Here is a 22,156-nt window from a genome sequence, read left to right on the forward strand (position 1 = left end):
GGGTTTATAATAAGGACTACTCTTTTACAAACTCCGCAATAGCTGCTTTTAATGCCGCCATTCCTTCTTGTAATTCTTCTTGGGTAATAATTAATGATGGCGTAAAACGCATAACATCAGCCCCTGCATTTAACATCATTAACCCATGTTTTGCAGCTAACCCTAATAGTATTTTCGCTTTGCCTTCATATTGTGGTGCAAGTTGTGCACCAATCAATAATCCTTGCCCACGGATTTGCGAAAAGACGTTGTAGGTTTGGTTTATTGCCGTGAGCTCGTCTACAATCCACTGATAGCGCTTTTCTACACCCTCAAGTACCTCTGGTGTATTGATTAAATCAAATGCAACATTACCCACTGCACACGCTAATGGATTACCACCATAAGTTGTACCATGAGTTCCTACTCCCATTACCGACGCTATCTCTTGTGTCGTTAACATCGCACTGAGTGGAAAACCACTTCCTAGCGCCTTTGCCGTAGTAATAATATCGGGAGTTACATCGTAATTCATATAAGCAAAAAGCTTACCTGTACGCCCCATACCCGTTTGTACCTCATCAAGAACAAGTAATGCTTGATGTTTATCGCACAACTCACGTAGCCCCCTCATAAATTCAGGAGTAGCAGCTGTTACACCGCCTTCACCTTGTACTGGTTCTAGTACAACGGCACATGTATGATCATCAATAACCGCTTTCACGGCATCTAAATCATTAAAAGGAACGTGTACGATATCGGCAGGTTTTGGGCCAAACCCATCTGCATATTTAGGCTGTCCTCCTACAGATACAGTGAACAGAGTTCGACCATGGAAGGCATGGTGAAAAGCAATAATTTTGGTTTTATAAGGACTATGACGAGTGATCGCATAATGGCGAGCTAATTTAAATGCAGCTTCATTCGCTTCAGCGCCTGAATTAGCAAAAAAGACACGCTCTGCAAATGTATTATCAATTAATTTTTGTGCTAAACGCAGTGCAGGCTCATTTGTAAAAATATTACTCACATGCCAGAGTTGCTCACTTTGTTCTTTCAATGCTTGATTCAGTGCAGGATGAGCATGTCCTAATGCCAATACAGCAATACCACCAGCAAAATCAATATAAGATTTTCCTTGCTGATCCCAAACTCGACTTCCCACCCCTTTAACAGGAATAAATTCTGCGGGTGAATAAATTGGCAACATTACTTGATCGTAAGTTGCCCGGTTGATGCTTTGCTTTGTCATTACCCCACCTGATCGTTATTCATCTTCAATGTGAAAATATAATCACTAAATATGAATAAAAAATCAAATGTGGTTTTGTATAAAAAGGCGTTATTTCGCTATTTAAATACTATCTTATTAATATTTAAGAAAATTATTTAATAACTCATGCCCTTGTTCACTTAAAATACTTTCTGGGTGAAATTGAACCCCTTCAATTGGAAGTGTACGATGGCGAATTCCCATAATTTCATCAACATTTCCATCATGTTGGCTCCATGCCGTTACTTCAAAAGGCACAGGTAACGTCGTAGCATCTATCACTAAAGAGTGATAGCGCGTTACACTTAAAGGACGATTAAGTCCTTTAAAAACGCCTTGTTGGTTATGATGTATCAATGAATTTTTACCATGCATAACTTCTCGTGCTCTAATAACAGATGCACCAAAAGCTTGCCCTATTGCTTGATGTCCAAGACAAACGCCAAGAATAGGAATTTCACCTGCAAACCGCTGTATAGCCTCAAGAGAGATCCCGGCTTCATCAGGAGTACAAGGTCCTGGCGAGATAACAAGATGTGCTGGCATCATCTTTTCTATCTCTTTAAGTCCAATCTCATCGTTACGCTTAACAACAACCTCAGCACCCAATTCACAGAAATACTGATAGAGGTTGTAGGTAAACGAGTCGTAATTATCAATAAGTAACAGCATATTAGCCTATCCGACTGATTTTCTTATCATTATCTATTTTATTACTATTTTAAAGCGAGTGTATATTTGCCAAAATAGCTCGTTGTTTAACCGACTTGGGTACAACAAAGCCGATTATCATAGCACAGGTATAAAATATGAATAGTAAGCAAGAAAATCTGCTGATTTATTGCGCAATAACAATAATGACGGTAATTGATGATGAATACAGTGATTAATAGTGTAATGAATACTTATTGCAGGAGATCACACGAAAAAACAGACGATAAAAAATATTTTTTTCGTACTAAAAACCCCGGAATGAATACTTTCACTCCGGTTTATATGTATTTTATCTTATCAGAATACGTAAATACCCTATCCCAATAATGCGTTTATTCTTTTACGACTTCAGCAGATAAAATAGTAACCGTTTTTACCGGCACATTTTGGTAAGGACCAATATTGCGGGTTTGAGCTTGTGAAATTTTATCAACCACATCCATACCCTTTACCACTTTACCAAATACGGCATAACCAAAATCACGTTGACCGTGATCTAAAAAGGCATTATCAGCCACATTAATAAAGAATTGACTGGTTGCACTGTCTTTATCCGACGTACGTGCCATAGCAATAGAGCCTTTTACATTACGTAACCCATTATCTGCTTCATTTTTAATTGGCGCTCTGGTCTGCTTTTGTTGCAAATCAGCAGTGAAACCACCGCCTTGAACCATAAAACCGGGGATAACACGATGAAAAGTTGTGCCGTTATAGTATCCATCTTCGACATACTGAATAAAATTTTTCGTTGTTATTGGGGCTTTTTTATTATCCAGTGATATTTCAATATTGCCTTCAGAGGTGACTAATTTAACGAAGGTTTCTCCCGTTGCCATTGCAAAAGTCGCTGTTGTTAAAGTGCAAGCGGTAACGAAGGTGACAAGAAAACGTTTTAACATGCAGGGATCCTTTACTTTAATAGTCTACAACTTACTTAATATGCAGCGATTCTAATTCGCTGAGGTAAATAGTGCCAATCATTTACCTTTATTTACGCTCAATAAGTCTAATTACGTCATAACAGAGTAAATTTTAATTTTTAAGCTCTGTTATAAGTCATTAAATTGCGCCAAAATAGAGCAAATAGATATTTTAGATATTCTTTCTCATGCAGAATTGAAATGAGTATGCATGAGAAGCCGCATTATTTCAGAGAGGTTTATACCATAATGGCCCAATTTAATTACCAAAAAGCACATTTCATCATCAGTGCGCCTGATATCCGCCATTTACCACCAGATACAGGGATTGAAATTGCCTTTGCGGGTCGCTCTAATGCCGGTAAATCCAGTGCTTTAAATGCCTTAACCCAACAAAATGGGTTAGCAAGAACCAGTAAAACCCCAGGCCGTACTCAATTAATCAACCTCTTTCAAATTGAAGAGGGTTTACGCTTAGTCGATTTACCTGGCTACGGTTATGCTCAAGTTCCTGAAGAAATGAAGCGCAAATGGCAACGTTCTTTAGGTGAGTACTTACAAAAAAGAGAGTGCTTAAAAGGCGTAGTTATTTTAATGGATATTCGTCATCCATTAAAAGATCTCGATATGCAAATGATTGACTGGGCAGTTGAGTCTGAACTCCCTACACTCGTCTTACTGACTAAAGCCGATAAGCTGGCATCTGGTGCCCGTAAACAACAATTGATGAGTGTACGTGATGCACTAGCAAGTAAAGTTGGTGATATTCGTATCGAATATTTTTCATCATTGAAAAAAATTGGTATTGATAAGCTACGTAACACACTTAATGAATGGTATTCAGGCAAAGAAGAAGCGCCTGTAAACGACAATAACGTTTAATCTCTTCTTTTTCCCACCCAAAACTGACTGATCTTTTATTGATTAGGGGAAAATCACCTTTCCCCTTTCACTTCTAGCACAAACCACTTCAGCAAATTTTAGACAAAAAAATGCCCCAGTCGAAATAAAGTCGACTGGGGCAGCTAATATTCAGCTAAATCCGATTACGTGAAGTAAAAGGTCTGAAAGATAGAACATCTTACCTCTGTACCCTACGAGAGATAATGTACTCTATTTTATTGGTTAATAAAAGCCCTTTTGTAATTTTTTTTCACATGCAGACACGATTCAGCTATGTGTTTATGTATTCAAATCATAAATAAATGTAGTTTAATTACATAATTATGAGACTTTAATCACTTACATGAATATGATTAAAAATAGAACAAATCACACAAAAGGTGCGGTTTATCCTTAATGATTTTGTGATACGCTTACCGCGAGACCGTAGTAAATATGTAATTAGCGATAAAATGAGGTATCCATGGCTGTATTAACGCTGCTGCGTTTTCCTGATGAGCGTCTGCGCAGAGTTGCAGCACCAGTGGAAAAAGTAGATAACGAAATACGCACATTAATCGACGACATGATTGAAACCATGTACGCAGAACGAGGTATTGGCTTAGCGGCACCTCAGGTTAATGTATCTAAACGCATTGTTGTTATTGATGTTTCTGAAAACCGAGATCAACCGATTGCCCTAATCAATCCTGAAATTATCAGCACTGAAGATGAAGTGATGGATATGATGGATGGGTGTCTATCTATTCCAGATTCTTTTGCCCCAACAGAGCGTTACCGCTTCTTAAAGGTGAAAGCATTAGATAGAAATGGTGATGAAATTGAACTTGAAGCCTCTGATTTATTTGCAGGCTGTATTCAACATGAGTTAGACCATCTTGATGGCAAACTCTTTATTGACCATTTGTCTCCGTTAAAACGTCAACGTATTGAGAAAAAACAGAAGAAATTAAGCAAACTGATCGATTCACAAGTTGCTTAATTATTCACTTATCTCTTTTTCACATTTTGATAAGTTTTGACATAAAAAAGCTCGGTAATTAACCGAGCTTTTCTTTTTTCTACCTAATACAGATAAATTATCGCTGTTTTCTCACCATCACTTATACAATAAATATAAAGCTTATTAGCACATCAATTGAGGTAAAAATGGAAAATAGTCAATTTATGGATTTATGTGAACAACTCAAAGCAGCTGGTGCAACAAATCCCAAATCATGGGCAAATAGTGAATTACAAGAAAATATTCCACAGTTTGCACGCTTCCTTGTGTTAAAAGGACTCACCGATATCTATCGTGATGTTGAGGGAAATATCAATGAAATGGATATTTACTCTGATAAAGCCAACGATGTATATCAAAAACTAGCCCCCCAACTTGATAAACAAGAACTTAAGGAATTACTCCATTCCTATGGTAAATCAATTATTGGCAAGGTAATTGATATGCTTGATGAAGGCTATCTTTATGATGTTAATGACAACGTAGGTTGGTCTTTGATGGAACTTGATGACAAAGGCACAACAACAGACAGGCTGATCCAAGGTTTGCACGAAGATTTTATTGAATTTGAAGAGTCAGAGCTAACTTCTGACACTAAAGCTTAAACAAGAAAGGGCACAATCCTGTGCCCTTTCTATTAAAGAATAATATTTAAAAATTAATGTGCTTCATCCCAGTTATTACCCACACCCACTTCGACTTTTAATGGGATAGCTAATTCCATACTACCTTCCATCAATTTGTGGATCATGGTGTTTGCTTTCTCTAAATAAGACTCTCGCACTTCAAACACTAATTCATCGTGTACTTGCATGATCATATGCACATCATCAGGGCATTCATTACAAATCCAATGATCTACTTCAATCATCGCTTTTTTGATGATATCAGCAGCAGTACCTTGCATTGGTGCATTAATAGCCTCACGTTCTGAAGCTTTACGACGAATTGCATTCTTCGAATTAATTTCTGGTAAATAGAGGCGACGACCATCTAACGTTTCAACATAGCCTTGCTCAGAAGCTTGTTTACGTGTGCGCTCCATATAATCCAATACGCCTGGATAACGCTCAAAATAGAGATCCATATAGCGTTGAGCTTCTCTTCTCTCAACACCAATTTGTTGAGATAAGCCAAATGCGCTCATGCCATAAATAAGACCAAAGTTGATCGCTTTCGCACTACGGCGCTGTTCAGAGGTTACTTCCTCTAAAGGTATGCCAAACACTTCAGATGCGGTTGCACGGTGAATATCTTTACCTTGAGCAAAAGCATCTAACAAACCTTTGTCTTGCGATAAATGTGCCATAATCCGCAATTCAATCTGTGAATAGTCGGCTGCAACAATTTTAAATCCTTCACGCGCAATAAAGGCTTGGCGAATACGGCGTCCTTCTTCATTTCTCACTGGAATATTTTGAAGATTAGGATCCCGTGATGATAAACGACCTGTTGCGGTCACTGCTTGATGATAAGAAGTATGTACACGCTTTGTCTTACTATTCACCATTAATGGTAATTTATCAGTATAGGTAGATTTTAGTTTCGCAAGTCCGCGATGTTCTAAAATTAAACGTGGTAATTCATGACTATGCGCTAACTCTTCTAATACTTCTTCATTAGTCGATGGCGCCCCTTTCGGGGTTTTCTTGATAACAGGTAATTGCAGTTTATCAAATAAGATTTCTTGTAACTGTTTAGGTGAAGAGAGATTAAATTCTTGCCCAGCTAACGCAAACGTCTCTTTTTCAATTTCAGCTAAACGTTGTGTAATTTCTTGAGATTGAACTGCTAAAACTTGAGCATCAATTAATACTCCTTTGCGTTCCATTCTAGAAAGCACAGGGACTAATGGCATCTCAATATCGCGGTAAACATGTTTAAGTGGTTCAATAGCTTCTATTTGAGGATACAGAGCTTGATGAAGTAATAAAGTGATATCGGCATCTTCAGCTGCATATAGCGTTGCTTGTTCAACTTCAATTTGATTGAAAGTCAGTTGCCCTTTACCTTTACCCGCAATTTCTTCAAATGTGGTAGTTTTATGGTTTAAATGTTTTTCAGCCAACGTATCCATATCATGTCGATTACTGACACTATTTAATACATAAGATTCCAACATCGTATCAAAATGGATACCATTTAATTCGATACCTTCATTTTCCATAATGCCACGGTCAAATTTCAAGTTTTGCCCAATCTTTAAGATATTTTTATCTTCTAAAATAGGCTTTAATGCTGTCAGAACATCATCCAGAGGAAGTTGGTCTGGCGCATCTAAATACTCATGACGTAACGGAATATAAGCTGCTTTGCCTGGCTCAATCGCAAACGACATGCCAATTAAACGTGCATCAATATTATTTAAGCTGTCAGTTTCTGTATCGAATGCAAATGCGGGGGCTTTTTTAAGAAGCTCAACCCAGTGTACTAAGCTTTCATGCGTTAATATCGCCTCATAATTTTCTTGTGTGATCACAGGGAAATTAGCCGATATAGATGCTTCTTTGGGTTTTGCGACTTCAGAGGTATAAGGCACCGCAACTTTATGAGTGCTACGCTGTGCTAACCAGCCACCATTTTGAAGATCACTTATCCAGCGTTTAAATTCATAACGCGTGAACATCTCTAATAATTGATCTAGATTTGGCTCATTAACCACTAAATCATCAAACGTTTTATCGAGTTCAACATCCGTTTTAATCGTTGCCAGTTTATAAGAAAGTTTTGCCACTTTCTCATGCTCTGCCATTTTAGCGCCAAGTGTTTTAGCACCACGGAAACTTAACGTTGCAATATTATCAAGCTGTTGATAAATATCGTCTAAACTCCCAATTCCTTGTAAAAGCCCTAATGCTGTTTTCTCACCGACACCAGGGACACCTGGAATGTTATCTGATGAATCTCCCATTAATGCGAGGAAATCAATAATCAGTTCAGGAGGAACGCCATATTTTTCGTTGACTTCATCAGGACCTAAAATAACGTTAGTCATAGTGTTAATAAGCGTGATCTTTGGCGTCACTAACTGCGCCATATCTTTATCACCTGTACTTATTAGGACATCACGTCCGTCAGCAGCTGCTTTTAGTGCCAGTGTTCCAATGACATCGTCTGCTTCCACACCTGAAATAGATAGCAAAGGTAAACCCATTGCCTGTACCATTTCATGTAAAGGTGCTATTTGCTCACGTAAATCATCCGGCATTGGAGGACGGTTAGATTTATATTCCTCATACAATTCATCACGGAATGTTTTACCTTTAGCGTCAAACACAACCGCAACATGGCTTGGTTTATACTGAATTATCAGACTACGTAACATGTTCAACACACCATACATCGCACCAGTTGGTTCACCTTGGCTATTAGTTAGCGGTGGAAAAGCATGATAGGCACGATAAAGATATGAGGAGCCATCTACAAGGATAAAGGGGTTTTCTGCTATCTGGACCATAATCTGTTCATCATTGTTCTGAGGTTCGTTGATATGACTAGAATGCCACATCACAGCCCAATAGACGAATATTACCTGTTCTTTAATGTGGAAATTCGGCGTAAAGAGTCAATTATTTATTGTTAGCAGAACTTAACCGAAAAGAATAAGTGATAATGATAACTTAATATTAATTAAAACAAACTTTAAGCAAAAGCCTTTTCTGTTAATCTATTCTTAATTAAAAATAAAGGCTAAAAATCACATTTACAACTTTGTTTAAAAACGATTTAGGATAGTGTCATTGATTCATCATTAATATTAACGTTCATATTAGTGTCACTTTTTTCCCATTAAGATTTCAACTATCCAACGAACCTCACAATAACCTGTGGATAACTCTGTGAGTAGTTTTTTAATTCTCTCTATATTAATAAGTTACCTTTCTTTTCACTTTATTAACACAATTAAAAAATCAATCACTTAGCGAATTCATTAAGATATTATAAATTAATAAAAACATTTTTCATTAATGTGGATAGTTATATTATGACAATTTTATGAAAGCAAAAAAAATAGCACTCTTATTTACTGAGTGCTATTTTTCATATAAAAACTATATATTTTTACTTAATCCATATAAGAAAGAATTAAGCCTATATTATTTTTTTAACAATAACTGATTCACAATATCAGAATATGTTTTCGCATATTCTTCTGGTGATTTAGCGCTAATGCCATCATTTTTCATCTTGTATTTACCACCAACGATCATGGCTGGCACACCATTAATTTGGAAATCAGCGACAGCATTTTGTTGTTGGCTCACTAAGGAATTGACGACGAAGCTATTCATTGCCGCATCGTAGTCTTCACCTTTAACGCCTGCATTAATAAAAGTATTGCGGATATCATCAACAGAACGAATAGATTGAGTTTCTTGAATACCTTTAAATAAAGCAGGAGAAACTTGATCTTCAACACCTAATGCCATTGCTACAGCCCAAGAACGGGTCAAATCTTTACCTAAAGGCCCTAAAAAATCAACATGATAACGAACAATATTGGTATTTTCTGGTGCGTTCTTTTCAACAGTGCTATTGACTTTATAGACTTCAGAAAACTGGTAACAATGTGGGCAATAAAAAGAGAAAAACTCAACAACATCCGGCGCTGCATTGACAGTTTTGGAAAGATTAGTATATTGTTTGCCTTCAGAAATATCTGCAGCAGACACGCTGAATGCTAACACCATACTTGCTAACGCCAACCAAATCTTTTTCATGTTTCATCGTCTCCTAAGAATTAATACATTGGGCTAAGTTGTAAAGGAGGCTCATTTAACTGCTCCACTTGTCCCTTGAATAAGGCTAATTGTTTAAACCAAAAATCTTGTTCTTGAAACCAAATAAAAGCTCTTGGAAAGGCCGGATCATTCCAGCGCTTTAATACCCATGCGAGATAATGCACCATTCTCATCGCTCTTAGTGGTTCAATTAATGACAATTCTCGTAAATCAAAATCTTGGTATTCATAATAAGACTCAAGGATTGTATCTAATTGTATAATTTGCTCTTGCATTGAACCATTTAATAACATCCAGAAGTCTTGTATTGCGGCTCCCATTCGAGAGTCATCAAAATCAACCATTACAACTTCATCACGCCACAATATATTACCGGGATGGCAATCCCCATGTAGTCGTAATATTTGCCATGTGGAGTCTTCTATTCGAGGACTCACTTCATGAATAAGTTTATCAATCACCTCAATAAACTGAGGCCTGAGGCTATTAGGAATTAATGCACTATTTTCAAATTCTAATTTTGGTGCCATCAGATATTCTGCAATAGAAAGGGTCGGGCGATACTGATAACTCTTTTTTCTACCTATTTGATGAATGCGCCCTAATGTGCGTCCTACTTCTTCTAGTTGAAATAAGTTATCCGTTTCATATGCCCTTCCACCAATACTAGGAAATAATGCAAAATAAAACCCGTCATCAGAAAGATGGACTGTCTCATTATGTATGATTAAAGGGGCTGCAACTGATACTTGAGCTTCCTTTAATGCTAAAACAAATTCATGTTCTTCTTTTATTTGCTCATATGACCAACGCTGAGGGCGATAAAATTTCACCACATAACGCTGTCTATGTTCATCCATAAATTGAAAAACACGATTTTCATAACTATTTAATTCAGTTAACCCTGATTCAGGATAAAAACCAATTTTAACTAGTGCATCCCAAATGTTATCAGGTGAAAGTCCCTGAAAATTAAATGAGGCAGATATTTCCATTTTCTATCCTGAACTTAATCTTTAATTACACCACGGGCGCGTAAAATAGCGGTTTTAAAATCTTCTTCGTAATCTTTTTTTAGCCCAGGTATAACATCTGTCGGTGCTGAACCTCGCATTTTCAGATGGTAAATCAAAATATCATCAGTCAGATCAGATAATTGACCTTTAAAACCCGCTTCATTAGCCAGTTTCTGCAATAATTGAATTAAGTTTAAATCAGAATTCTCTTCCCAAACTGGATGTAGTAATTCCATAACTTCATTAAGACGGTGACATTTCATACAAAAAATCCTTATTATTAATGACAACAACAAAGTACCAATTATTATCTGATAGAAAAAGGAAACCTCTGTCAATATGCGTAAAGATTACGCTTTTTTGATAAAAATTGCTGTTGCTTTACATGAAATCTCACTAAGCCGAGACTTTTTATTAGTATATCGTCTTTGCTTGATAAAAATCGTTCGTAAATTTTAGCCAATTTATTCACAAATATTGAATATGAAAAAGAAGAATATTACAGGTGGTATACTCGCTGGAGGCCAAGCAACTCGAATGGGTGGTGCGGATAAAGGGCTACAAATTCTACATGGAGAACCTTTATACCTCCATATTGCCCAAAAACTAGCACCTCAAGTTGATAGCATATTGATTAGTGCTAATCGAAATCTAGAGCAATATCGCCAGAGCCAATATCCTGTTATTACTGATGAAATAGAAGGGTTTTCCGGCCCTTTGGCCGGTATGCTAACACTATTAAAACAAGCATCCACACCTTGGGTTGCCTTTGTGCCTTGTGATGTGCCTTATTTTCCACTCAATTTGGTTGAAACTCTCTATGAACAAAAAGGAGAGTCTTTGGCTGTTTATGTTGATGATGGTGAAAGAGAGCACCCTACACTAGCACTATTAAATCGTCGCATTATTCCTATGCTAGAAGCCTATTTAGCACAAGGTGATCGAAAATTAATGTTGTTTATGAAGCAGATAAATGCACATTCTGTTTTATTCGCGGATCAAGCAAATGCTTTTATTAATTTAAATACCCCTGACGATATTAAAAAAGCCAACCAATTAAAAAAACAGGACTGAAAAATATGGCACAAGTAGATTTACCCCTTTTAGGGATCACGGCGTGGAGTGGAACTGGTAAAACGACACTACTAAAACAGCTTATTCCACAATTACGCAAAAGAGAAATTCGTGTGGGGATGATCAAACATACTCATCATGATATGGATGTAGATAAACCCGGAAAAGACAGCTACGAGCTTAGAAAAGCAGGCGCCGACCAGACATTAGTCGCAAGCCAACAACGTTGGGCATTAATGACAGAAACTCCAGAACTACCAGAATTAGATTTGTATTACCTCGCATCTCGTTTTGATACGAGTAAACTAGATTTAATCTTAGTCGAAGGATTTAAAGGCGAAACCATTCCTAAAATTGCACTTTATCGCCATATCAACGAGCGTGATTTTAATGATTTACTTGATGAGCACGTTATTGCCGTCGCCAGTGATTGTGATTTAAGTATCGATTTTCCACTACTAGATATCAACGCACCTGAGGCTATCGCAGAATTTATTGCAGATTGGCTAAAGAGCACAAAATAAAAATCACAAATAATAAAGCGCCCTATAAAGGCGCTTTGTTTTCAATTAGATAAAGAAAATTAAGCAAAAATAATAGCCTGATAAGGTTGAAGTATAAGATTTCCTTTTTCATCTTCAACTATTGGGCTGTTATGCAGATATGCCTGTTTTACTTTAAGTGTTAATGACTTTTTCTCACCACTAAAATTACAGTAAATATTGACGGAGTTGCCTTCATAAGTACGCTTAAAAGCAATCACATTTTCTGGTGAATTTAATGGTAAAAACTCTCCATAAATCAAAATATCGCTGATCTCTGAATGTCGTCTTAATGCAATTAATTGTTGGTAATAAGCGAAAAGAGAGTGCTTATCTTTAGTCTCTTGCTCTGCATTAATCTGCGTATAGTTAGGATTAACTTTTAACCATGGTTTGCCTGTACTAAAGCCCCCATTGATCTCACTATTCCATTGGAAAGGTGTTCTTGAATTATCACGACTGCGTTCATTAAAATATTCAATAATTTGCTTATCGCTATAACCTAATTTCTTGCCCCATTCATGTAATTTAAATACATGTAAATCGTCATGTTCTTCCAATGTCATCGAGCAATTTGTCATGCCAATCTCTTGCCCTTGATAAATAAAAGGCGTGCCCCGTTGCGTTAATAAAAATGTTGCTAACATTTTGGCACTAATGGGGTTAATAGCACCTTTAGGGAGAAATTTATTTAATGAACGAGGTTGATCGTGATTTTCTAAATAAGGCGCTCCCCACCCTACTCTTTGAGTATCTAATTGGCTTTTGATAAATACAGGTTTTAATCTTTCACCGGTAATTGGGTTAATTGTAAATGGCTTTTCATTGCGAATATCCAAATCGGCAATGCTAAAATCAAATACCATAGAGAAATAACCATTCTCGCCGACATAAGCACGTAAATCTTTTTCTGGCACATCAATTTCTGCAACTGTCATACTGTTCGCAGGCTTAAAAGTATTCTCAACTAATTCAGTTAAAAACTTATCAATTCCTGGTTGATTCAAAACCCAAGGCACTAAAGAAGCGGAACCATCATCTTTATCAGGTTCAAATTGATATTCAGATAAGGCTTCAGGGGATTTTTTTAAATTACCAATCGCATCAATACGAAATCCAGCAACACCTTTTTTTATCCAGGCATTTATCATATCGATAATATCTTTACGTAATTGTGGATTTTCCCAATTTAAGTCCGGTTGCTCTGGACCAAACGAATTAAAATACCATCGGTCAGTATTTCCTACTCGGCTCCAAACAGAGCAGTCAAAATAAGTACGTAAATTATTAGGCGGAGTCGGTTTATTCCATTGTTTAAAAATATAATAATCCGCATAAGGGCTATTAGGATCTTCGATTGCCGATTTAAACCAAGGATGTTCATCTGAAGAGTGATTTAATACTAAATCTAATAGAATTTTAATATCACGTTTTTTAGCCTCACTGATCAGTTTATCCAATGCCTTGTTATCACCAAAAATAGGATCAACAACGGAATAATCAGCAATATCATAACCGTTGTCTTTCATAGGCGATTTAAAAATAGGGCATAGCCAAATAACATTTGTGCCTAGTGATTGAATATAATCTAACTTTTCAGTGATCCCTGCTAAATCCCCAATACCATCACCATTACTATCGTAATAGCTTTTGGGATAAATTTGATAGACCACGGCTTCTTTCCACCAATTATTAGACATATTCACCTCACTAAGGTAATTAATATATATGGAACTGTTCCATATTTAATATAAGATACTATAAGCACTAAAATAGCGGATAAGGTAATTAACATACTAAAATGTGAAATAGCTCATACTAAAAAAACACAATTACCTCATTAAAGAGGGGTTTGTCTTAATCAGATTAAGATATATTAGACAATCAACTAATTGAAAGGAGCAACAGCATATTCAATGGCCGGGATCCGTGATGTCGCAAAAAAAGCTAATGTCGCCGCAAGCACTGTTTCAAGAGCACTAAATAACAGTGGTTATGTGTCTCAAGTTGCACGAGAAAAAATAAAGAAAGCAGTAGAGGAATTAGATTATATTCCAGATACTTGGCTAAGAAATTTATATCAACAAAAGAGTGCAGTTGTTGGCGTCATTATTAATAGCCTTGAGTACCCTTATTTTGCGACAGTGACTCGTTTTATCGAAAATAAACTCGCCGAAAAGGGTTATAGCATGATGTTATGTGCTACACAAAATAGCAAAGTACGCGAACGTATATTTTTTGATATGCTCAAACGAGGCCAGATTGACGGTATTATTGCAGAATATCTACTATTGGATGACAATGAATATCAGCATATTCAAAAACCAGTAGTCACACTTGACCGCCATCTTCGTGATATTCCGTTGGTTTGTTCTGATCACTATACTGGTGGCCGATTAGCAGCAGAACACCTTATTCAAAAAAGTTGCAAAAAAATACTCTACATCGAAGATAATTCCAGCTATTTATCTTCAACACCTTCTTATCAAAGCTGTTTAGCTTTTAAAGAAACACTTCTTCAATCAGGTATTATACCTATTCCCTGCAAAGTAAATTGGAAAGAAGAAGAGAAAGATTACTTCCATACTTTTGCAACAAGAATACTGACGCAGCATCCCAATATTGATGCTATTTTCGCTGCTGATATTCCTGCGATGGCATTATTTAATGAAGCAACCAGACGAAATATAACCATTCCAGAACAATTAAAAATCGTTGCTTACGATGGAAGTCCTTGGCTAAATCAGACACTGCGCCAATTAACTTGTATTGAACAGCCCTTTGAACAACTGGCTGAAAAAAGCGTAGAAGTGATTAGTGCATTAATTGAGAATAAAGAAATAACAGATAAAGTCTCTGTTATTCCAGTGAAGTTTATTCAAGGTGAAAGTAGTTAAAGCATATATTATAAAATCAATTATTCCTTTATTGCCTCTAAGTTATCGAGGCAATAAAAAACATTATTGATTCAACTCTTGTAATAATTTGGTATTGAGATACAACTTTTCACGACCAACACTCATTTCTTCCAACACACCAATTTCAACTAGCTGTTTAAGATATATCGATGCTGTTTGCCGTTTAGCTACACCATGTTGAACAAGATTATCAATCCGGCAATATGGCTGCATAAAAAGAATTTGGATTAGCTCGTAAGTATATATTTTAGGAAGGTTCTCACACACATAATCAGTTGTTTCTTCCATAAGTTTACGTATAGATAATATTTTACTTGTTGTCCATTGAGATGTACTTTCAACAGCCTTTAACATAAATAGTATCCAAGATCCCCAATCACCTTCTTCGGTTACTTTACGTAAAAGCGTGTAGTAATCATCACGCTTTTCCAAGATAAAGCGTGATAAATAAAGAATAGGTAATGTAAGTAATCCGCTTTGAATTAAATACAAAATATTAAGTATTCGCCCTGTTCTACCGTTCCCATCAGGGAATGGATGAATGCATTCAAACTGATAATGTGCAATAGCCATTTTTACTAATGGGTCTAAATCATCTTCATTGTGTATAAAACGCTCCCAATTTGACAGCAAATTACGAATAGACTCTTCACCCTCTGGTGGCGTATACACCACATGATTATTCTGATCACGTAATACGGTACCAGGGGTTTTTCTTATATCAGTTTGTATTGCGCGTAATTTGGTGCAAATTGCTATCGCTGTGTTGGTACAAAGTGGATAAGTTTCAAGATGAGTATAACCATCATAAAGAGCAGTACGATAACGAAGTGCTTCTTTAGTTGCAGGATCAGCACCGACTTGATGATCAATATACTGAAAAAGCTGATCACTGGTTGTTACAATGTTTTCAATACGTGAAGAGTCTTTTGCTTCCAATATTGGAAGGATATTTATCAATAACTCCTGATCAGGAATTAACTCTCCTGCTGTTTTTAATTCAGCAATTGCTGAGCGCGCATTGATGCACGCTTTTAATATTTCACGTGTTTCAATGAGTTCCAGATCTGGTGGTAACAGTGGTAGATCGTTATAGGGTGTTTTAGGAGACCAACTCATATGTTTATAAAACTCATTTATATCGACATATAGCTATAATATGTCGATACCATAAACATGTCACGCTATTATGTTTATAAAAACACGTTTTATCGACATATCACCATAACATGTCGATACCATAAACATGTCACGCTATTATGTTTATAAAAACACGTTTTATCGACATATCACCATAACATGTCGATACCATAAACATGTTTCGCCATTATGTTTATAAAAACACATTTTATCGACACATCGCCATAACATATCGATATCATAATAAAACGCCAAAGAAAGTTACCCTTCTTTGGCGTTTTATTTGATGATGTTTTACGTCGAAATTGAGTAAAAGCTCTCGTTCTTATTTTGCAGGACGAACAGCGATAACTTCAATTTCTACACGCCATGCAGGGTTCGCCAGTTTATAAACTTGGAACGCTGAGCGTGCTGGTAGTTGATCAGTCTTTGAAGCATCATAGAACTTAGAGTAACCGTTCATGAAACCTTTAAAATCCATAGTGCCATTATTTTCTTCACCACCAACTAAGAATACTTGCATCTTAACAACGTCTTTCATATCAAGACCAAGATTATTCAAGTTAGTTTTGATTTGCTCTAGAACATTAATGGTTTGTTCTTCTGTATTACCATAAGAAGCTAATTCACCTTCTGGTGCATTTGCTGATTTCTTAGTAGGAACTTTACCACTTAAGAAAACCAGATTGTTGCCTGCATTAATTTCAACTGCTTCTGAAATAGGCATACCGTCTAATTTATGATGCACAACATTCTCCGCTGCATTTGCGCTTGCTACACCAAAAATAAAAGGCAGGGCAACAAGTAAACTTTTATAGCGCATGAAAACTCCTTAAAATGTTTAATCTACAGTAAAACAAGGGGTTAATTACTACTTAAAACGATCCATTCTAAATGGTGTTGGATCAATAACTGGTTTTTTACCTGTTACAATATCAGCCGTTAATTCACCGGCTGCAGGGCTTTCAGTCATTCCCCAAACTGTAGCGGTATTAATAACTAGGCCTGGATATTCTTTGACCTCAGAAATAATAGGTAATTCATCAAATGTTGGACTAACAACTGCACCCCAACGCTCAACAACTTGAGATTTTTCAAATACAGGGAATTCAGCTTTCATTCTTTGGAACACAGCATCTAAGTGCTCAGTATTTTGTGTTGCTGTTGCAATGCGATATTGTTCGAACGGTGTTTTTTCATCTAATTTCCAAGATGTTGCCATCTTAAATGAATTAAATAAGTCTTCACCGATAGAGAATTCTAATGGTAGCTCACCACCACCTAATAGGTGCATGAACTTAGGTCCTAATAAGAAACTATCTTTCACAATAGAACTTGTGAAAATGCGTGGTGCGACAGCGTAAGTACCATCCGCTTGCTCACGGAAGTGAATGCCGTTTGGTAAATGCACGTTACCACGAGGTGCGCCAGGAACACCTGATACACGTTGTTGTGATAAGTAAACATTCAGCGTTGGAATATCAATGCCCATGTTACCCATAAATAGGCGTGACCAAATACCACCAGCAAGAACAACATGAGATGTTCTAATTGCACCTTTTTCTGTTACAACATCAGAAATTTTACCACCAGCAGTTTCAATACCTCTTACTGCACAGTTGGTGTAGATTTTTACACCAATTTGCTTAGCATAACGTGCTAATGCTGGTGTACCTGTTTCTGGATCAACAGAACCTGAGTCTTCTTCGAAAGCAGCAACAGTCCATGGCGTTTGCGCACCAACAAGACGGTTTGATAACTCATCACCTTTAATAATGCGAGTATTTAATGGCGTATCAAATCCTGCAGATTCTTTTGCTGTTTTGATCCATGCTTGGGCTTTATCAAACGCTTTTTCATCAGCAAGTGCTTCTACGCGACCTTGTGTACGATAACTGGTGTCTGCACCAATTTTCTCGTTCATACCACGCCATAAGATTTTCCCGTAATGATGTAATGGGAAAATTTCTGGTGATGTTTGATAGCTAATAATTTGGCTGTATGCTCGGCCCGATTGTTCACCGCCAATCTCGCCTTTTTCTAAAATAGTGACACTCATGCCACGTTCTGCAAGGTTGATAGCGGTCATGATGCCTTGGATACCAGCACCGATAATCACTGCATCAGACTCTTTAGGTAGAGCACCTTCTGTCCCTTCGACAAATGATACTCTAGATTTAGTTTCAACGAATTTGCCATCACGACGAACCATTGGAACTAACGCAGCACCGCCAGCTAAAACGCCCGCAGCACCAACACCTAAAAGCAGCTTTCTCCTTGAAATTTTCATCTTCTACCTCAGTAATGGATTTACCATTTATATTTATAATGTTATTAATTTGTATCTTTAAAATTGGATATTATCATAGTTCATTATATTGTTAATAATTATAATTATTTGTTAATCATTTCCACCAACAACAATATCCACAGATACAATATGGTTACTTCAATCGTTTTTTCTCATAAAAAAACATCAATTAAAGACATTCATTCTCTGAGGGTAAGATGGTTATACATTGATATATAAGAATATAATTATAAATTATAAGATTTGTGATAAAAAAGATGATTGTTTCTTTAATTAACATTTTGATACAAAACAACATGTAAATCTGTCAATTTTTGTTTACAAAACGAGCAAAACCTATCGCACAATTGCATAAAATAAAAAGTCGATATTGACGGAGTAATAACCTTTTTTTTACAAAATAAGTTATTTCACTTTATGACTGGTTTAGTGGTTAATAAGCAGACGAATATGCTTTTAGGAAAAAATAGAAAAGAAAGGGGTTAAACTAAAAATAAAGTAGGAATAAATACAAATTTTCAATAAAAAAAGCCAGAGTATAAACTCTAGCTTTTGCATGTTAATTTCAAAGTAAGCGATATTATGCGCTTATCTCATGGTAACAAATTCTTCGGCTGCCGTTGGGTGAATTGCCACAGTGTCATCAAAGTCTTTCTTCGTTGCCCCCATTTTCAGTGCAACTGCAAAACCTTGTAACATTTCATCCATACCAAAACCAATACCGTGAATACCGACAATTTTTTCATCAGCTCCCACACAAACAAGTTTCATACGGCAAGGTTGGCGATGACGAGTCACAGCACTATACATTGCGGTGAAAGAAGATTTATATACTTTGACCTGTTCAGCACCGTATTGCTCAACGGCTTGAGGCTCTGTTAAACCAACAGTACCAATAGCTGGATGGCTAAAGACAACCGTAGGGATATTCGAATAATCTAAGTGCTCATTAGGTTTATTGTTAAATAAACGCTCTGATAGACGACGGCCTGCAGCAACTGCGACCGGGGTTAATTCAACCGCACCAGTGTTATCGCCCACAGCATAAATTCCCTTTACATTGGTATTTTGGAATTTATCGACTTTGATATAACCTTTTTCGTTTAACTCAACGCCTGTTACTGTCAGATTAAGGTTATCGGTTGCAGGCTCGCGACCAATTGCCCAAATTAAAGTATCGACGGTTTGTTCTGTGCCGTTTTCCAGCTGTAGCGTTAAACTGCCATCTGAATTTTTGATCACCGCTTTAGGGATCGCGTGAGTATGTAGCTTAGGCCCTTCGCTCTCCATCACTTCAAGCAGAGTTTCAACAATTAATGGATCGAAATTACGCAGTGGGGCATGTTTGCGTACAAATAGATGCGTTTCACTTCCTAAAGCATTTAACACACCTGCAAGTTCTACTGCAATATAACCAGCACCAACGACAGCAACACGTTTTGGTAATGCTTTTAACTCAAAGAAGCCGTCAGAATTAATGCCATATTCGGCACCTGGAATATTAGGTTGAACAGGACGTCCGCCTGTTGCAATCAGAATATTATCGGCTGTGATTTTCTCACCGTTGACTTCAATCGTATTCGCATCAACAAAACGAGCAAACCCTTGGATAACATCAACTTTATTATTACCTAATACACGGTCATAAGACTGATGAATACGGTCAATATAAGCAGAACGGCTACTGATAAGAGTATCCCAATCAAAACGATTAACCGTCGTATCAAAACCATAATCAGGGCCATATTGATGAATAGCTTCGGCAATTTGCGCTGCATGCCACATCACTTTTTTAGGTACACAGCCCACATTAACACAAGTGCCACCTAATGCTTTCGCTTCAATTAATGCACATTTTTGGCCATACATTGCTGCTCTATTAATTGATGCGATACCGCCACTACCGCCACCAATGGCGATATAATCGTAATGTTTGCTCGTCATTTCTCTGATCCATTTATCTGTAGAAAAATAGGTAACTCACAGGCTAAGTCTTTCATGTCATAAAGTCTATTATGACAAAATTTAATACATAGCACGTCAGATTTTAGCTTTTACAGTAATAGGCAAAAACAATAATAAGGATGCTTATTCTGGTACAACCCATTCAACTGATGTATGACCAATACCTTCAGGAACTAATGTTTTATGTAACCAAGGTAATATTGATTTCATTTGTGACTCTAGCTTCCAAGGTGGGTTAATCACAATCATACCTGATGCCGTCATACCTAATTGATCACTATCAGGTTTTACTGCTAATTCAATTTGTAAAATTTTACGAATGCCAGTTGCTTCAAGCTCTTTTAGCATACGCTTAATTTGCTGACGATGAACCACTGGATACCAAATCGCATATGTTCCCGTTGCAAAGCGTTTATGACCTTCCACAACACCTTTCACTACAGCAGAATAATCCTGTTTAAGCTCATAAGGAGGATCAATTAATGCGAATCCACGACGACTTGCGGGTGGTAGTTTAGATTTCAATTGGCCAAAACCATCTTCGCGAGAAACTCTCACTCGCGGATCACGAGAAAATTCTGTGCGTAATAGAGGGTAATCTGTTGGGTGTAATTCCGTTAACACCAAAGAATCTTGTTCTCTTAATAGTTTTCCCGCCAATAAAGGAGAACCAGGATAATAACGCAGTTCACCATTTGAGTTTAATTCTCCAACGGCTTCAAGGTAAGGTAAAATAAGCTCTGGTACCTCATCTTGTTGCCATAAGCGTGCAATACCTTCTAGATATTCGCCAGTGCGAGTCGCATGAGCATTGGTTAATTGATAACGTCCAGCGCCAGCATGAGTATCAAGATAAAGAAATGGTTTTTCTTTCTCTTTTAAAGACTCAATGATGAGTGTTTGAACAATATGTTTTAAAACATCGGCGTGGTTGCCAGCATGAAAACTATGGCGATAGCTCAGCATTCTTTATCTTCCGTTAGAAATAAGTATAGCTTAGTAGTGAATTTACTCTGAAAGCTTGATTAAGTTCAGTGTATCAGAAAAAGCCGAACTTCTTCATTGAAAGCGAAAGAAACGTTGTGTCTTAGTGTTCAGTCGTTATGATAATCCTATATTTCACTTAAGATTAGATAGGATATTAAAATGAAAAAAGTACTCTTTACCGCAATTGCATTAACACTGTCTGTTAGCAGTGTGTATGCCAACACCTCAATCAATGGCTGCGAGATTAAAAAACAAAATATCCAAAAACAGATGGAATATGCAAAAGCACACGGTAATCAATACCGCCTACAAGGCTTAGAACGAGCATTACAAAATGTTGAGCGTTATTGCGCACCAGAAAAAGTGGTTGAAAATACGCGCCTTGAATTACGTGAAAAACAACTTGATGTCAAAGAGCGTGAACTTGAATTAAAAGAAGCTCAACTCAAAGGTGATACAGATAAAATCGCCAAACAAGAAAGAAAATTGGCTGAAGAAAAAGCAGAATTAAAAGCTATTGAAGATGAATTAAATCTACTGACAAAATAATTATCATCATAAATCAATGCCTACTCCTTATTTATTTATGAAATACAGAATAGAACAATACGCGAGTAGCCATTTTCTAATTAAACTCAACCAATTCAGAATTACTGTATTGGTTTT

The 22,156-nt window shown here is 36.8% G+C and carries 20 protein-coding genes; 7 read left to right on the forward strand and 13 right to left on the reverse strand.

Annotation, left to right across the window (positions count from 1 at the left end; translation table 11 throughout):
* Positions 1-16: 16 nt before the first annotated feature.
* The 3 genes from argD to ppiA form a co-directional block, all read right to left on the reverse strand.
* Positions 17-1,231, reverse strand: coding sequence for a bifunctional acetylornithine/succinyldiaminopimelate transaminase (gene argD / locus LW139_RS19145; protein WP_166539090.1), 1,215 nt, complete (start codon positions 1,229-1,231; stop codon positions 17-19).
* Positions 1,232-1,348: 117 nt separating this feature from the next.
* On the reverse strand, positions 1,349-1,924 hold the full coding sequence (locus LW139_RS19150) for an aminodeoxychorismate synthase component II (RefSeq protein ID WP_036933913.1): 576 nt from the start codon (positions 1,922-1,924) through the stop codon (positions 1,349-1,351).
* A gap of 374 nt (positions 1,925-2,298) precedes the next feature.
* Positions 2,299-2,868: a peptidylprolyl isomerase A gene (ppiA, locus tag LW139_RS19155; protein ID WP_072068777.1), complete on the reverse strand. Its 570-nt coding sequence runs from the start codon at positions 2,866-2,868 to the stop codon at positions 2,299-2,301.
* 270 nt (positions 2,869-3,138) lie between these two features.
* On the opposite strand from ppiA, the gene yihA reads away from it, so the two are divergent.
* The 3 genes from yihA (at position 3,139) to LW139_RS19170 (ending at position 5,400) form a co-directional block, all read left to right on the forward strand.
* A complete protein-coding gene (gene yihA / locus LW139_RS19160) occupies positions 3,139-3,771 on the forward strand; it encodes a ribosome biogenesis GTP-binding protein YihA/YsxC (protein WP_109408929.1) in 633 nt (210 codons plus the stop codon).
* 484 nt (positions 3,772-4,255) lie between these two features.
* Positions 4,256-4,774 (forward strand): peptide deformylase, encoded by a 519-nt coding sequence (gene def / locus LW139_RS19165; protein ID WP_109408930.1) that lies wholly within the window; start codon positions 4,256-4,258, stop codon positions 4,772-4,774.
* Between the two features lie 167 nt (positions 4,775-4,941).
* Positions 4,942-5,400, forward strand: a complete 459-nt coding sequence (locus LW139_RS19170; protein WP_166539091.1) for a hypothetical protein — start codon at positions 4,942-4,944, stop codon at positions 5,398-5,400.
* Positions 5,401-5,453: 53 nt separating this feature from the next.
* On the opposite strand, the gene polA is transcribed toward LW139_RS19170, so the two are convergent.
* The 4 genes from polA to LW139_RS19190 form a co-directional block, all read right to left on the reverse strand.
* Positions 5,454-8,252 (reverse strand): DNA polymerase I, encoded by a 2,799-nt coding sequence (gene polA / locus LW139_RS19175; RefSeq protein ID WP_247850392.1) that lies wholly within the window; start codon positions 8,250-8,252, stop codon positions 5,454-5,456.
* A gap of 640 nt (positions 8,253-8,892) precedes the next feature.
* Complete coding sequence (gene dsbA, locus LW139_RS19180; RefSeq protein WP_109408932.1) at positions 8,893-9,516, reverse strand: thiol:disulfide interchange protein DsbA; 624 nt, start codon at positions 9,514-9,516, stop codon at positions 8,893-8,895.
* Between the two features lie 20 nt (positions 9,517-9,536).
* Entirely contained in the window at positions 9,537-10,532 is a 996-nt protein-coding gene (locus LW139_RS19185; RefSeq protein WP_247850393.1) for a serine/threonine protein kinase, read from the reverse strand.
* Positions 10,533-10,546: 14 nt separating this feature from the next.
* Complete coding sequence (locus LW139_RS19190; protein ID WP_109408934.1) at positions 10,547-10,816, reverse strand: YihD family protein; 270 nt, start codon at positions 10,814-10,816, stop codon at positions 10,547-10,549.
* A 220-nt stretch (positions 10,817-11,036) separates the two neighbouring features.
* Between LW139_RS19190 and mobA the strand changes: the two genes are divergently transcribed.
* Both mobA and mobB read left to right on the forward strand, forming a co-directional pair.
* Positions 11,037-11,627 carry a molybdenum cofactor guanylyltransferase MobA gene (gene mobA / locus LW139_RS19195; RefSeq protein ID WP_247850394.1) on the forward strand — a complete coding sequence of 197 codons (591 nt, stop codon included), beginning with the start codon at positions 11,037-11,039 and terminating at the stop codon, positions 11,625-11,627.
* A 5-nt stretch (positions 11,628-11,632) separates the two neighbouring features.
* Positions 11,633-12,151, forward strand: coding sequence for a molybdopterin-guanine dinucleotide biosynthesis protein MobB (mobB, locus tag LW139_RS19200; protein ID WP_166539095.1), 519 nt, complete (start codon positions 11,633-11,635; stop codon positions 12,149-12,151).
* Between the two features lie 59 nt (positions 12,152-12,210).
* On the opposite strand, the gene LW139_RS19205 is transcribed toward mobB, so the two are convergent.
* Positions 12,211-13,869, reverse strand: coding sequence for a glycoside hydrolase family 13 protein (locus LW139_RS19205; protein ID WP_227336139.1), 1,659 nt, complete (start codon positions 13,867-13,869; stop codon positions 12,211-12,213).
* Positions 13,870-14,085: 216 nt separating this feature from the next.
* On the opposite strand from LW139_RS19205, the gene LW139_RS19210 reads away from it, so the two are divergent.
* Positions 14,086-15,066 (forward strand): LacI family DNA-binding transcriptional regulator, encoded by a 981-nt coding sequence (locus LW139_RS19210; protein WP_247850395.1) that lies wholly within the window; start codon positions 14,086-14,088, stop codon positions 15,064-15,066.
* Positions 15,067-15,129: 63 nt separating this feature from the next.
* Here LW139_RS19210 and fic read toward each other — a convergent pair whose 3' ends face one another.
* The 5 genes from fic to LW139_RS19235 form a co-directional block, all read right to left on the reverse strand.
* Positions 15,130-16,206: a protein adenylyltransferase Fic gene (gene fic, locus LW139_RS19215; RefSeq protein WP_227336141.1), complete on the reverse strand. Its 1,077-nt coding sequence runs from the start codon at positions 16,204-16,206 to the stop codon at positions 15,130-15,132.
* 346 nt (positions 16,207-16,552) lie between these two features.
* Positions 16,553-17,050 carry a RidA family protein gene (locus LW139_RS19220; protein ID WP_072068788.1) on the reverse strand — a complete coding sequence of 166 codons (498 nt, stop codon included), beginning with the start codon at positions 17,048-17,050 and terminating at the stop codon, positions 16,553-16,555.
* Positions 17,051-17,098: 48 nt separating this feature from the next.
* Positions 17,099-18,517: an NAD(P)/FAD-dependent oxidoreductase gene (locus LW139_RS19225; protein ID WP_166539099.1), complete on the reverse strand. Its 1,419-nt coding sequence runs from the start codon at positions 18,515-18,517 to the stop codon at positions 17,099-17,101.
* Between the two features lie 609 nt (positions 18,518-19,126).
* Positions 19,127-20,482: a glutathione-disulfide reductase gene (gene gorA / locus LW139_RS19230; RefSeq protein WP_227336142.1), complete on the reverse strand. Its 1,356-nt coding sequence runs from the start codon at positions 20,480-20,482 to the stop codon at positions 19,127-19,129.
* A 144-nt stretch (positions 20,483-20,626) separates the two neighbouring features.
* Positions 20,627-21,469 carry a 23S rRNA (adenine(2030)-N(6))-methyltransferase RlmJ gene (locus LW139_RS19235; protein ID WP_166539101.1) on the reverse strand — a complete coding sequence of 281 codons (843 nt, stop codon included), beginning with the start codon at positions 21,467-21,469 and terminating at the stop codon, positions 20,627-20,629.
* Positions 21,470-21,649: 180 nt separating this feature from the next.
* Here LW139_RS19235 and LW139_RS19240 point away from each other — a divergent pair, with 180 nt between their 5' ends.
* A complete protein-coding gene (locus LW139_RS19240; RefSeq protein WP_227336143.1) occupies positions 21,650-22,039 on the forward strand; it encodes a DUF1090 domain-containing protein in 390 nt (129 codons plus the stop codon).
* The last annotated feature ends 117 nt before the right edge of the window (positions 22,040-22,156 follow it).

This window comes from Proteus vulgaris (genome assembly GCF_023100685.1).
GTDB lineage: Bacteria > Pseudomonadota > Gammaproteobacteria > Enterobacterales > Enterobacteriaceae > Proteus.

Coding starts and splice junctions, on each gene's coding strand:
- argD (WP_166539090.1), bottom strand. CDS start 1,231: ATGACAAAGCAAAGCATCAACCGGGCAACTTACGATCAAGTAATGTTG.
- LW139_RS19150 (WP_036933913.1), bottom strand. CDS start 1,924: ATGCTGTTACTTATTGATAATTACGACTCGTTTACCTACAACCTCTAT.
- ppiA (WP_072068777.1), bottom strand. CDS start 2,868: ATGTTAAAACGTTTTCTTGTCACCTTCGTTACCGCTTGCACTTTAACA.
- yihA (WP_109408929.1), top strand. CDS start 3,139: ATGGCCCAATTTAATTACCAAAAAGCACATTTCATCATCAGTGCGCCT.
- def (WP_109408930.1), top strand. CDS start 4,256: ATGGCTGTATTAACGCTGCTGCGTTTTCCTGATGAGCGTCTGCGCAGA.
- LW139_RS19170 (WP_166539091.1), top strand. CDS start 4,942: ATGGAAAATAGTCAATTTATGGATTTATGTGAACAACTCAAAGCAGCT.
- polA (WP_247850392.1), bottom strand. CDS start 8,252: ATGGTCCAGATAGCAGAAAACCCCTTTATCCTTGTAGATGGCTCCTCA.
- dsbA (WP_109408932.1), bottom strand. CDS start 9,516: ATGAAAAAGATTTGGTTGGCGTTAGCAAGTATGGTGTTAGCATTCAGC.
- LW139_RS19185 (WP_247850393.1), bottom strand. CDS start 10,532: ATGGAAATATCTGCCTCATTTAATTTTCAGGGACTTTCACCTGATAAC.
- LW139_RS19190 (WP_109408934.1), bottom strand. CDS start 10,816: ATGAAATGTCACCGTCTTAATGAAGTTATGGAATTACTACATCCAGTT.
- mobA (WP_247850394.1), top strand. CDS start 11,037: ATGAAAAAGAAGAATATTACAGGTGGTATACTCGCTGGAGGCCAAGCA.
- mobB (WP_166539095.1), top strand. CDS start 11,633: ATGGCACAAGTAGATTTACCCCTTTTAGGGATCACGGCGTGGAGTGGA.
- LW139_RS19205 (WP_227336139.1), bottom strand. CDS start 13,869: ATGTCTAATAATTGGTGGAAAGAAGCCGTGGTCTATCAAATTTATCCC.
- LW139_RS19210 (WP_247850395.1), top strand. CDS start 14,086: ATGGCCGGGATCCGTGATGTCGCAAAAAAAGCTAATGTCGCCGCAAGC.
- fic (WP_227336141.1), bottom strand. CDS start 16,206: ATGAGTTGGTCTCCTAAAACACCCTATAACGATCTACCACTGTTACCA.
- LW139_RS19220 (WP_072068788.1), bottom strand. CDS start 17,050: ATGCGCTATAAAAGTTTACTTGTTGCCCTGCCTTTTATTTTTGGTGTA.
- LW139_RS19225 (WP_166539099.1), bottom strand. CDS start 18,517: ATGAAAATTTCAAGGAGAAAGCTGCTTTTAGGTGTTGGTGCTGCGGGC.
- gorA (WP_227336142.1), bottom strand. CDS start 20,482: ATGACGAGCAAACATTACGATTATATCGCCATTGGTGGCGGTAGTGGC.
- LW139_RS19235 (WP_166539101.1), bottom strand. CDS start 21,469: ATGCTGAGCTATCGCCATAGTTTTCATGCTGGCAACCACGCCGATGTT.
- LW139_RS19240 (WP_227336143.1), top strand. CDS start 21,650: ATGAAAAAAGTACTCTTTACCGCAATTGCATTAACACTGTCTGTTAGC.